Consider the following 12,683-nt stretch of genomic DNA (forward strand, 5'->3'; position numbering starts at 1 on the left):
CAAAAAAAAACACATTATTAAGCTAATTGTGGCGTTTTTATGGTTTCAAAAACAGCTTTTAAGTCTGCTTTTAAATCCTCTATGTCTTCAAGTCCAACGGACAGTCTGATTAAATCTTTGGTAACACCTGTTGAGATCTGCTCCTCATCTGTCAATTGCTGATGTGTGGTGCTGGCAGGATGAATAATCAGTGATTTTGTATCACCGATGTTTGCCAATATGGAAAACAGTTTTGTGTTATCAGCTACTTTTTTGGCTGCATCAAAACCTGCTTTTAAACCAAAAGTTACAACACCGCTTTGCCCTTTTGGAAGGTATTTTTGAACTAAAACATAGTATTTACTAGATTTCAATCCTGGATAATTTACCCAAGCAACCTCATCCTGAACCTCTAACCATTGTGCCAATGCCAAAGCGTTTTCACTATGTCTTTTGATGCGGACTTCTAAAGTTTCCAAGCCTTGTATAATTTGGAAAGCATTAAAAGGACTCAAGGCAGCTCCATGATCCCGTAATCCTTCGATACGTGCTTTTGCAATAAATGCCGCATTTCCTAATGCTTCGTGATATACCAATCCATGATATCCTGCAGATGGCTCGGTGAATTCTGGGAATTTTCCATTTGCCCAGTCAAATTTTCCAGCATCGATGATTACTCCTCCCAAAGACGTTCCGTTTCCTGAAATATATTTAGTCAAAGAATGGATAACAATATCTGCTCCATGCTCAATCGGGTTCAATAAATATGGTGAAGCGACTGTATTATCAACTATAAACGGAACTTTGAAAGCCTTTGCTTCCTGTGAAATTGCTTTTAAATTCAGCACATCCAATTTTGGGTTTCCTAAACTTTCTACAAAGAAAGCTCGTGTATTTTGTTTCGCTGCGCGTGTAAAATTTTCAGGATCTGCAGCATCTACAAATGTGGTTGTAATCCCTAATCTTGGCAATGTTACTTTCAATAAATTATAAGTTCCGCCGTATAAACTGCTGGATGCTACAATGTGATCACCAGCTTTCAGCAGCACTAACAAAGCTGTCGAAATTGCTGATGCTCCAGAGGCTGTCACTACAGCGCCAATACCTCCTTCCAGAACTGCTAATCGCTTTTCCAGAATGTCATTTGTAGGATTATTTAATCTCGTATAAATATATCCTTCTTCAGCAAGGCCAAATAAATTGGCAGCATGATCGGAATTATTAAACACATACGAAGAGGTCTGATAAATTGGAACTGCTCTAGATCCGCCATTTTTAGTTACGTCGTGTCCTGCGTGTAATGCGTTTGTTGCAAAGTTTTGTGTGCTCATGATTTCTTATTTTTTATATTGTTAAATAGTATATTGAATTAGTAATGCTTTATTTTTTAAACAAAAAGGTCTTCTTCTTCTAAATCATACATTTTAAATAGTAATGATTCGTGACCTGTTAAATACAACCCTTCATTTTGCTGAGATGCTTCTGTTTGAACATCCTCTATTAAGTTGCTGTTTTTTTGATTATTTAATGTTTTCATGATTATAATTTTTAAAAGCGTGGAATAAAAAAACCTTTCGGCAGACTGCCCAAAAGGTTTATAGTTTTTTACTATAATAAAGATTCATCTTTCACTTTTGACAACAGCAGCTTGAAACACATTTTCGCATCATACAGCACATTCTCTTTTTATCTGATATTGTTTTCATATTATAATTTGTTTTTAATTGAAAAATTCTTTGAATTATTTTAATTCGACTAATTTGATAGAGTAAATGTAGTAAGTATTTTCAAACCACCAAAAAAAAATACATTTTTTAACATTTAAAAAAAGATTCAGTTTACCAATTTTATCAAAAAAACCTTTAAAAACTTCTTTAAATTCAAGGCTTAAGGAGTTTTATGTGTGAAAAATATTTTTTACTAAAAATTTGTAATACCGCTGCTTAAAACAAATCTTTATACTTTTTTATAATTAATTATATCTAAAATGAATTCTAAAATTTCTGCAACAGTTCACCTAATTAATTATTATCAAAGAGATCAATAAGTCACAATCTTTTATATGACTGTCCACAAATAATACCATGTGTTTTTTTCGCCACTGATTACAGAGATTTTCACAGATTTCATTACTATTTTTTTAAAAATCTATTTGGTATTAGTTACGGATAGTCATAATCTTTTAATTGTCTTAATTTTTAAGATTTAAAATCTGTCCTACTTTTGATTACATTTTTGGTAAGTGAAAATCAATATATTTATAAATTCTATAGAATTACTATACATTGTTAAATTCCTCTTAATTAATCAAAAAAAGTAAAAGAATAATTTGCAATTCAAAATGGTTTCATACCTTTGCACCCGAATACAAGAGGAAAAATTTGAACTGATTGCAACCTCTTCATAATGAAACGACTTCATTATGAGTACTGAAAAATTTTCAGTATAAAAAATGCTAAAGCAGAAACTCTCCTTTAGCATTCCTGCAATTATTTTTCCTCGATTAATTTTAAAAATTTATATTTATTATGGCTTATTTATTTACGTCAGAATCTGTAAGTGAGGGACACCCAGACAAAGTTGCAGATCAGATTTCGGATGCATTAATTGATAACTTTTTGGCATTTGATGCTGACTCAAAAGTAGCTTGTGAGACGTTAGTGACTACTGGCCAGGTAATCTTGGCAGGTGAAGTAAAATCGAATACCTACTTAGATGTACAGCAAATTGCCCGTGAAGTAATCCGCAAAATTGGTTATACAAAAAGCGAATACATGTTTGAAGCCAATTCCTGCGGTATTCTTTCTGCAATTCACGAACAATCTGCAGATATTAATCAAGGAGTTGACAGAGCTAGTAAAGAAGAGCAAGGAGCTGGTGACCAGGGAATGATGTTTGGCTACGCAACTAATGAAACTGAAAATTATATGCCTTTGGCACTTGATTTATCTCATAAATTGTTACAGGAATTAGCCATCTTGAGACGTGAAAATAACGAAATCACTTATTTGCGTCCTGATGCAAAATCACAGGTTACTTTAGAATACAGCGATGACAACAAACCAACACGTATTGATGCTATCGTAATCTCTACACAGCATGACGATTTTGACGAAGAAGCTGCAATGCTTGCGAAAATCAAAAAAGACATTATCGAAATATTGATTCCAAGAATCATTGCAAAAAATCCAGAACACGCACATTTATTCAATGATAAAATTCAATACCATATTAATCCAACAGGAAAATTTGTAATTGGAGGTCCTCACGGTGATACTGGTTTGACAGGAAGAAAAATCATCGTTGATACTTACGGTGGAAAAGGAGCTCACGGTGGTGGTGCTTTCTCTGGAAAAGATCCAAGTAAAGTAGACAGAAGTGCTGCTTATGCTACACGTCATATCGCTAAAAACCTTGTTGCAGCTGGTGTTGCTGATGAAATTTTGGTTCAGGTTTCATATGCAATTGGAGTGGCTAAACCAATGGGTATTTTTATCGAAACTTACGGAACATCAAAAGTGAATTTAACTAATGGCGAAATTGCTAAAAAAGTAGAAGCTATTTTTGATATGCGTCCTTATTTCATCGAACAAAGATTAAAATTAAGAAATCCAATTTACAGCGAAACTGCTGCTTACGGACACATGGGACGTACTCCTGAGACTGTAACCAAAACTTTCTCTGCTCCGGGCGGATTAACTAAAACAGTTACTGTTGACTTATTTACCTGGGAGAAATTAGATTTTGTAGATCAGGTAAAAACTGCTTTTGGATTGTAAAATCTAAAATATTTTATACAAAAAAAACCATTCGGCAATCGGATGGTTTTTTTTTGTCAATTGGCGGATTTGCAAAAATTAATATTTCAAAATCGTTGTATAATTCCCTTTGCCAAAACTAATTTTTATCTATTTTTACAATCTTATAAAGTATGAATTATAAAATCGTAACATCGTAATGCACATAGCTATAGCTGGAAATATAGGCTCAGGAAAAACAACATTAACCCGTCTGTTAGCCAAACATTTTAAATGGGAACCTCATTTTGAAGAAGTAGTAGACAATCCTTATCTTGATGATTTTTACCATCAGATGGAACGCTGGTCTTTTAATTTACAAATCTACTTTTTGAACAGCCGTTTTCGTCAGATAATGCAGATTCGTGAGAGTGGAAAAAAAATCATTCAAGACAGAACCATTTATGAAGATGCTCATATTTTTGCTCCCAACCTTTATGCTATGGGGCTGATGACAAGCCGTGATTTTGAAAACTATTCTTCTCTGTTTGAATTAATGGAAACACTTGTCAAAGCTCCCGATTTATTAATTTACTTAAGAAGTTCCATCCCTAACTTAGTAGGCCAGATTCATAAAAGAGGACGTGAGTACGAAAACACCATTTCCATTGACTATTTAAGCCGACTCAATGAGCGTTATGAAGCTTGGATTCAAACCTACAATAAGGGAAAAATTATGATTATTGATGTAGACAATATCAATTTTGTAGACAATCCAGAAGATTTAGGAAATATCATCAACCGAATTGATGCTGAGCTAAACGGATTATTTTAATATTGAACTTTCATCTCTTTTGAAAATAAAAAATGCCCCGAATCTTCGGGGCATTTTCATTTAAACAACTATTTTTATTTCAAAGCTTCTACTTTAGCTTTTACTTCTTCCAATGAGCCTTCAAAAACCTGTACGTTTTCATTGCCATTTATTGAAGTAGTTACTGTAGCTGCTGCTTTTCCGTCTTTATTTATCAGCTGTACTTTCACTTCTTTTTCTGCCTGTCTTTTTTTAGCACAGCATGACTTTCCTTTTGGCTCAACAAATTTGCCGTCTTTATCATAATGAGACAAACACATTTCTTTCTGTTCCGGAGTACATTTTAGGCTGTCACACATTTTTGCACATTCCTCTTTAGTCATTTTTGCACATTTAGACATGTCGCATTTTCCCATCATCATAGCTCCTTCATCTGTATGGCATTCTTTCATTTTGATTTCTTTCTTTGCACAACAGCTGTCAGTCCCAACAGTACTGCTTCCGTTTCCTAAAATCGGAGCCATAACTAACCCAATCAAACAGGTCAATTTGATTAAAATATTCATTGACGGCCCTGAAGTATCTTTAAATGGATCTCCAACAGTATCTCCGGTAACCGCCGCTTTATGAGCATCTGAACCTTTATATGTCATTTCACCATTAATCATAACTCCTGCCTCAAATGATTTTTTAGCATTGTCCCAAGCACCGCCGGCATTGTTTTGAAAAACTGCCCAAAGCACTCCCGAAACAGTAACTCCAGCCATATAACCACCCAGCATTTCAGCGATTAACTGATTATTATCTCCGTACACTAATTTCCCTATAAGAACAATTGCAATTGGAAAGCCAATAGTTAAAATACCCGGTAACATCATTTCGCGCAAAGCTGCCTTTGTAGAAATATCAACACATTTTGCATATTCCGGTTTTCCGGTTCCTTCCATAATTCCAGAGATTTCTTTGAACTGACGACGTACTTCGTAAACCATGTCCATTGCCGCTTTTCCAACTGAATTCATCGCCAAAGCCGAGAAAACAACTGGTATCATTCCGCCGACAAATAACATTGCTAATACAGGCGCTTTGAATATATTGATTCCGTCAATTCCTGTAAAGGTCACATAAGCTGCAAATAAAGCCAAAGAAGTCAAAGCAGCCGAAGCAATTGCAAAACCTTTTCCTGTTGCAGCAGTTGTATTTCCTACTGAATCCAAAATATCGGTTCTAGTACGTACTTCTTTTGGCAGTTCACTCATCTCGGCAATTCCTCCGGCATTGTCTGATATAGGTCCAAAAGCATCTATTGCTAACTGCATCGCCGTAGTTGCCATCATCGCTGAAGCTGCTAATGCAACACCGTAAAATCCAGCCAAAGCATAAGAAGCCCAAATAGCAGCTGCAAACAATAAAACTGTTGGAAAAGTAGAAATCATTCCTGTTGCCAGTCCTGCAATCACGTTTGTTCCTGCTCCTGTGCTTGATTTTTGAACAATAGCTAATACTGGTTTTGTTCCCAATCCTGTATAATATTCAGTTACCGATGAAATAGCACCGCCTACAACTAAACCTATCAGTGTAGCATAAAACACATGCATGGACGAAATTTCTTTAGAACCTTCACCAAAGAAAGTCATACTCATTGTTTCAGGAAGCATGTGATGTACTAAGAAATAACAAGCAATTGCTGTTAAAACAATAGAAACCCAGTTACCAATATTCAATGCTTTTTGAACCTGAGCTTCTTTGGCGTTTTCGTCTGTAATTTTAACGAGCATAGTGCCAATTATAGAAAACAAAATTCCAAAACCTGCAATTGCCATCGGTAATAAAATTGGCCCGATACCACCGAAAGCATCCTGAATGTTCCCGCCCATATCTTTTATCACATAATTCCCAAGAACCATTGCCGCCAAAACAGTTGCTACATACGACCCAAATAAGTCGGCTCCCATTCCCGCAACGTCTCCTACATTGTCTCCTACGTTATCTGCAATAGTAGCTGGGTTACGAGGATCATCTTCTGGGATCCCTGCTTCGACTTTACCAACTAAATCAGCTCCAACATCGGCAGCCTTGGTGTAAATTCCTCCGCCAACACGTGCAAACAATGCAATAGATTCAGCTCCAAGAGAGAAACCTGCCAAGGTTTCCAGAACAACGGTCATGTCTTCTGTTGATGTCCATTCACCGTTCATAAATATTCTAAAAAAAAGAATAAAAAAACCGGTTAAACCTAAAACAGCTAAACCGGCTACGCCTAATCCCATTACAGTTCCTCCGCCAAAAGATACTTTCAAAGCTTGTGGCAAGCTGGTACGCGCGGCTTGAGTAGTTCTAACATTGGTTTTTGTTGCGATTTTCATTCCCATATTTCCTGCCAATGCTGAGAAAAATGCTCCGAAGACAAAGGCAACTACTATTAATATATTGGTTTTAACTCCAGGGATAAAAGTGATTCCTGCTAATACAACACTTGCGATCAATACAAAGACAGCCAATAATCGGTATTCTGCCTTTAAGAAAGCCAAAGCCCCTTCATATATATAATCTGATATCTCCTTCATTTTGCCATCTCCAGGATCTTGTTTTAACACCCAAGATTTTTTAACAGTCATAAAAATAAGTCCTATTATTGCCATGACAATTGGCACATAAATCATAATTGAATCCATAAATATTTTTTTTGATTCGGTTAATAATAAAAAAAGTAATGGATAGCAATTTAACAAAAAAAAGCAACACTCTTTGCAGAGTATTGCTTTTTTTACAAATTCAAAGTGTAAAAATTATTTAATGCTAAATAATCCTTCTGCTTTATTTGGAATATCATTAAAACGCTGTGTACATTCTTTGATGATATCAAATGCTTCATTTACATCTCCCCATCCTTCTACATCTACTTTTTTGTGTTCAAGATCTTTGTAAACCTGGAAAAAATGTTCAATTTCTTTCAATAAGTGAGGATTGATATCTGATAAGTTTTCTAATGAATTCCAGATTGGATCAGAAACTGGTACGCAGATAATTTTTTCGTCTGGTCCTTTATCATCAGCCATATGGAAAACTCCAATAGGTTTTACTTCAATTACACAGCCGGGAAAAGTAGGTTCGTTTATCAAAACTAAAACATCTAACGGGTCACCGTCTAATGCTAAAGTTTCAGGAATGAATCCATAATCAGCTGGGTACATCATTGAAGAGAATAACATCCTGTCAAAACGCATTCTTTTTATCTCAAAATCGTACTCGTATTTATTTCTACTTCCTCTTGGTATTTCAATTAATACGTCAAAAGTTTTTAATTTGTCTGCAGTCATTATTTTTTTGTCTTTTCTTAATTTTATTAACGACTGCAAAAGTAATCAAACAATACTTTTTTGCAATAAAAAAAGACAATAATGACTATAAAGTTTTTGTTAATTAACAATTTAATACACAATTGTCCTTTTTCGTTTTCTTAAATAATAATGCCAAAGCAAAAATGTTGCATAAGAGCGGTATGGACTCCATTTCTCTGTGTGAATTTCCATTTCTTTTCTGTCATGAATATCAAGCAGTTCTTTGATTGTATTAATAACTGCTATATCACCCAGCGGAATTAAATCGGGTTCCTGCAGGCAAAACATGAGGTAAATATCGATAGTCCAGTTCCCGATTCCTTTTAATCTGATTAATTCTTCCCGGACCTGCTGTGCAGATTTGGCTGCTAGACCTTCAATATCAAGTTCTTTATTAAGGACGGCCTGGGCTAATACTTTTATATAATTAGTCTTCTGCCTGCTGACTCCCAAAGCTCTAAACTCTTCGTCAGGCAAAACAGACATCGCTTCAGGACTGCAGTCCGTATGTGCTTTTATTTTTAAAAAAGTGGCTTTTGCCGAATCTATGGAAACCTGCTGCTCTAAAATTAACAGCACCAGCGTTTCAAATCCCTGAGGTCTTCTTGGAATTACCGGCAATCCGTAGGTATCAATTATATGCTGAAATATAGGGTCTTTTTGAAATAGATAGTCAATTGCTGCCTGCATGGTTTGATTTTTTTTAGCCCGGATTACTTCGCAAGTTCGCTACGCTCGGATTAAATGAAAAGCCTTATGAAAAAAATTGCTGATTTTTGTTGAAGTAAAAAAACGGTTAAAGGACTCCCTTTTTATTTTTACAAAAATAGCAGTTTTTTAGTCAGCTTGTAACGGATTTGTCCAATTCGCAGTACAACCCCTAAAAATAGAACCCAAACGATCCCTTAACAGCAAATCGGTTAATGTTTGGGGTATTTAAGTAACTGCCTCTCCAAGAAAAATCCAATCGAAAGACCTTGAAAATATTTCCTATTCCTGCATTATATTCCCAGTATATATTTTCGGGTGCAGTGTATTCTAATCCAGAAGCGTTTATACTTTTATTAGCATCACTAATGGTTCCGTAAGCCCCTTTAACTCCTACAATTTCTCTCCAATTTAGTTTTCGTAAAAATGGAACTCTGGCAAACAATCTTCCGTTAAAATCGTGATTCCACTGTAAAGTTGCATATTTATCTGTAACAAATTCATAATAGTTAAGATTACTGAAAGCGTTTTCCATAGTGAAAAAAGTCTGGTTTCCAGGCACAATACTTAATAATCCCAAAGGTACAGTTCCAAAGGTTTTTCCCGCTTCCAAAATTAAATTGGTGCGTCCCAATGGACCAATAATAATAGGCTGTTTGTAGTAAATCTCAAGTTTTTTATAATTGAAATCGCTGTTTAAAACTCCTTTATATCCTTGACTATAATTTACAAATAAGGTGGTGTATGGGCTATTAGCTATACTTCTTTCGACACCATATGCAATGGTTCTTCGATTTGGAGTGTACTCTGCCTGAATATTAAACTCGGATTGAGTAGTCGTACTTTTTACAACACCTGCAGGGTTTGCAGCAGATGGTAATGCAGTATAGTAGTCTAAACTAAAGACTGGCGATGCTGACTCCAGTGTTTTATATGTTACTCCTGTTTGAAATGTTAGGTTTTTTATTGGCTCAACAGCAACATAAAGGTTTGTTAAACCAATATTTGTTAATTTTCCATTTGATCCGGTGGTAAAAAAAGAAGATGAACCATAATTCCTTGCCAATATATCATTAGTCGTTGTCAATTGAGCTCCTAACTGCTCTATATCGCGTCTGTTTCCTCCCGATATGATGATTCGGTTTTTCTTGTCGATCATCCATTTTCCAGCTAAACCATATTTAAATTTATCGTCTCTGGCACCATAGGCAATAAATGCCTGTACGCGCCAAGGGTCATTTGGACCAAAATAGGTTCGCGCACCTAATCTAGTTTTAAACCCTTCAACTTCATTATAGCCAAAAGTGGAAAAAATAGGCCCAAAATCATAATTGCCATAATTGACGTAACCACTCGCCAGCGTCGTTACTAAATTGGTAATCTGTTTAAAGGCTTGTACATTTTTCAAAGTGTCGAGCATTTTGTAAACGCCCTGCTCGTCTTTGGTTAATTTTTCAAAGCGATTCTCTTCCCAGTATTCATCACTCTTCTTGTATATTTCGTTGTCTATAAAATTAACTTCTTCTTTATAGAATTTTTCCGGTTTTTGGATGTTGAATTTATGATTCTGATAATAAGTGGTACGCTTACCATAAACTCCTTTTGATTTGTCTTTTTTATTAAAGGCAAAATCAGACATCAAATAATCTTTGGTCAAAAGAAAAACAGAATCGTTTAAAACTTCAAATTCCTGTTCTACATAAACATCTTTTACCCAGTTAATATTGGCACTTTTGGTAACTGCCATATTGATTCTTTTTATGGCAAATGTCGTATCATTTACCCAAAAATCTCCTTTGAAAGTCAATTCGTTTTTCCTCCTTGGATAAAAAACAATATTATAGCACCATTTTTTATCAATATAAGCACTGTCTTTTAATACATAATTATAGACATCAATTCCTGTTCTGGATAGCGGGCTGGTAAAACTTTTATCAAATAATGCGATGTAATTATTATATATATTGTAATCAGAATATAAATCTTTTATGAATGATAAAATTTGCTGATTACCATCAAAACCAGAAGTTTTACTGGCTTTGGTGATTTCTTTTACTTTCGGTATTTTGTTGTCTCCATAAACATCTACCAGCGCTTCATTTACAAAAATAGGCAAATAGGTTTTCCCGGTTACTTTTGAAGTGTCAACATGGTCAAATATGAATTCCATGCCTTTGAAAATCTTTTGCTTTCTATATGCACTGTCAATAGAATTGATGTCAAATTCCACTTTTTCATATTTCTCCATTTGGTATTGGGCAAACTGATACAATCCGTTTTTTTTCTTTTTCTCCCAAATTTTTCGCAGGATATCAAGCGCCGGATTATTTTTCTTGGAGGTTTTTCCAGCAAAAATTACGACTTCTTTCAGTTCCTGCTGCTCACTTAATTCAATTGTGAAATTATAATTAACCGTTTTGCTAAGCGTAATTTCTTTGTCAGCAAAACCTATCGAAGTAATTAATAATGTTGTGTAGGTGTTTGGAGATTCCATATAAAACCTTCCATCTTCGTTGGTCACAGTACCTGTACTTGAATTTTTGAAAACAACATTCGCGTAAGGAACTGGCTGTTTGAGTTTATCCACAACAATGCCGCTCACTTTTGTCTGACCAAAAATGGAGTTAGCAGCAATAAAAATTAATACGATAACGGATACTATTTTCTTCATGATATATAAAAAAAAGCTTCATCAAAATTACAATTGATGAAGCTTTTTAAATAGTTATATGCAAATTATTTGTATAATACTTTCTTCACTGCTTTTACAACATCAGCAGCATTTGGCAGCCATTCTTTCAATAATACTGGAGAATATGGTGCTGGAGTATCAGCTGTCGTAATACGCTGGATTGGCGCATCAAGGAAATCGAAAGCCTGTTCCTGAACCAAGTAAGCAATCTCTGAAGATACACTTGCAAAAGGCCAAGCCTCTTCAAGAATTACCAATCTGTTTGTTTTTCTAACAGAAGTTAAAATCGCATCCTTATCCATTGGACGAACTGTTCTCAAGTCGATAATTTCACAAGAGATTCCTTCTTTTGCTAATTCATCAGCAGCGATATAAGCTTCTTTGATAATTTTTCCGAAAGAAACGATAGTTACATCAGTTCCTTCTCTTTTAATATCTGCAACTCCAATTGGAATAGTATATTCACCATCTGGCACTTCACCTTTATCACCATACATCTGCTCTGATTCCATGAAAATAACTGGGTCATTATCACGAATAGCCGATTTCAATAAACCTTTGGCATCATAAACATTTGATGGAACTATTACTTTAAGTCCTGGAGTATTTGCAAACCAGTTCTCGATAGCCTGCGAGTGAGTTGCTCCCAATTGTCCTGCCGAAGCAGTCGGTCCGCGGAAAACGATTGGTACATTAAACTGCCCGCCGGTCATCTGACGCATTTTGGCAGCGTTGTTTATAATTTGGTCGATTCCAACTAAACAAAAGTTGAAAGTCATATACTCAACAATCGGGCGGCATCCGTTCATTGCTGATCCTACAGCAATTCCAGTAAAACCAAGTTCAGCAATTGGTGTATCGATTACTCTTTTTTCACCAAATTCAGCAAGCATTCCTTTAGAAGCTTTGTAAGCTCCATTGTATTCTGCAACCTCTTCACCCATTAAGTATATGGACTCATCGCGGCGCATTTCTTCACTCATCGCTTCACAAATGGCCTCTCTAAATTGTATCGTTCTCATATTTATATAGTCGTGTGTAATTTTTAGAAATGCAAAAATAATTATTTTAAATTACTTAAAAGCATAAAACACTTTAAAATAACAAGGTTTTATACTATTGTTTTTTTTTAGAGCCATTTAGCACTGGTTCTTTTCATTCCTATTTATCTGCTGAAATAATTAGTGTTTATTTTGATCTAAAAAGTATCCGTAAAAAAAACCGCTGTCTAAATCTTTTCTTTTTATTCACTTAATGACCTTTTGACAAATTGTGACAGCTGATGTAAATTGCTGAAATTCACAAAATATCGTCCATTTTTTATAAAAATTATCATTATAAACATTCTTATCACATTATAATTAACGAAATCGTAATAGCTGTAAAAAATATTATGCATGCATAGTAAATTA

9 protein-coding genes are annotated in these 12,683 nt (G+C 34.9%); 2 read left to right on the plus strand and 7 right to left on the minus strand.

The annotated features are described in order from the left end of the window. Positions 1–17 precede the first annotated feature (17 nt). Together IRZ80_RS08695 and IRZ80_RS08700 are read right to left on the minus strand one after the other, a co-directional pair. Entirely contained in the window at positions 18–1,310 is a 1,293-nt protein-coding gene (locus IRZ80_RS08695) for an O-acetylhomoserine aminocarboxypropyltransferase/cysteine synthase family protein (protein ID WP_194641170.1), read from the minus strand. 56 nt (positions 1,311–1,366) lie between these two features. Next, entirely contained in the window at positions 1,367–1,516 is a 150-nt protein-coding gene (locus IRZ80_RS08700) for a hypothetical protein (protein ID WP_194641171.1), read from the minus strand. A 991-nt stretch (positions 1,517–2,507) separates the two neighbouring features. Between IRZ80_RS08700 and metK the strand changes: the two genes are divergently transcribed. Together metK and IRZ80_RS08710 are read left to right on the plus strand one after the other, a co-directional pair. Further along, on the plus strand, positions 2,508–3,758 hold the full coding sequence (metK, locus tag IRZ80_RS08705; RefSeq protein WP_194641172.1) for a methionine adenosyltransferase: 1,251 nt from the start codon (positions 2,508–2,510) through the stop codon (positions 3,756–3,758). Between the two features lie 178 nt (positions 3,759–3,936). Then, complete coding sequence (locus tag IRZ80_RS08710) at positions 3,937–4,551, plus strand: deoxynucleoside kinase (RefSeq protein WP_194641173.1); 615 nt, start codon at positions 3,937–3,939, stop codon at positions 4,549–4,551. A 74-nt stretch (positions 4,552–4,625) separates the two neighbouring features. Here IRZ80_RS08710 and IRZ80_RS08715 read toward each other — a convergent pair whose 3' ends face one another. From IRZ80_RS08715 to IRZ80_RS08735, 5 genes are all read right to left on the minus strand, one after another. Continuing rightward, positions 4,626–7,205 (minus strand): sodium-translocating pyrophosphatase, encoded by a 2,580-nt coding sequence (locus IRZ80_RS08715; RefSeq protein WP_194641174.1) that lies wholly within the window; start codon positions 7,203–7,205, stop codon positions 4,626–4,628. 114 nt (positions 7,206–7,319) lie between these two features. Then, positions 7,320–7,850, minus strand: coding sequence for an inorganic diphosphatase (locus IRZ80_RS08720; protein ID WP_194641175.1), 531 nt, complete (start codon positions 7,848–7,850; stop codon positions 7,320–7,322). Between the two features lie 111 nt (positions 7,851–7,961). Further along, positions 7,962–8,561, minus strand: a complete 600-nt coding sequence (locus IRZ80_RS08725; protein WP_194641176.1) for a DNA-3-methyladenine glycosylase family protein — start codon at positions 8,559–8,561, stop codon at positions 7,962–7,964. 190 nt (positions 8,562–8,751) lie between these two features. Further along, positions 8,752–11,250 carry a DUF5686 and carboxypeptidase-like regulatory domain-containing protein gene (locus IRZ80_RS08730; protein ID WP_194641177.1) on the minus strand — a complete coding sequence of 833 codons (2,499 nt, stop codon included), beginning with the start codon at positions 11,248–11,250 and terminating at the stop codon, positions 8,752–8,754. Between the two features lie 65 nt (positions 11,251–11,315). Beyond that, positions 11,316–12,293, minus strand: coding sequence for a pyruvate dehydrogenase complex E1 component subunit beta (locus tag IRZ80_RS08735; protein WP_194641178.1), 978 nt, complete (start codon positions 12,291–12,293; stop codon positions 11,316–11,318). Between the last annotated feature and the right edge of the window lie 390 nt (positions 12,294–12,683).

Source organism: Flavobacterium sp. HJJ (assembly GCF_015351475.1).
GTDB classification, from domain to species: Bacteria; Bacteroidota; Bacteroidia; order Flavobacteriales; family Flavobacteriaceae; genus Flavobacterium; species Flavobacterium marginilacus.

Excerpts from the sequence above, each read along its gene's own strand:
- metK (WP_194641172.1), top strand. The coding sequence starts at position 2,508 with ATGGCTTATTTATTTACGTCAGAATCTGTAAGTGAGGGACACCCAGAC.
- IRZ80_RS08720 (WP_194641175.1), bottom strand. The coding sequence starts at position 7,850 with ATGACTGCAGACAAATTAAAAACTTTTGACGTATTAATTGAAATACCA.
- IRZ80_RS08725 (WP_194641176.1), bottom strand. The coding sequence starts at position 8,561 with ATGCAGGCAGCAATTGACTATCTATTTCAAAAAGACCCTATATTTCAG.
- IRZ80_RS08710 (WP_194641173.1), top strand. The coding sequence starts at position 3,937 with ATGCACATAGCTATAGCTGGAAATATAGGCTCAGGAAAAACAACATTA.
- IRZ80_RS08700 (WP_194641171.1), bottom strand. The coding sequence starts at position 1,516 with ATGAAAACATTAAATAATCAAAAAAACAGCAACTTAATAGAGGATGTT.
- IRZ80_RS08730 (WP_194641177.1), bottom strand. The coding sequence starts at position 11,250 with ATGAAGAAAATAGTATCCGTTATCGTATTAATTTTTATTGCTGCTAAC.
- IRZ80_RS08715 (WP_194641174.1), bottom strand. The coding sequence starts at position 7,205 with ATGGATTCAATTATGATTTATGTGCCAATTGTCATGGCAATAATAGGA.
- IRZ80_RS08735 (WP_194641178.1), bottom strand. The coding sequence starts at position 12,293 with ATGAGAACGATACAATTTAGAGAGGCCATTTGTGAAGCGATGAGTGAA.
- IRZ80_RS08695 (WP_194641170.1), bottom strand. The coding sequence starts at position 1,310 with ATGAGCACACAAAACTTTGCAACAAACGCATTACACGCAGGACACGAC.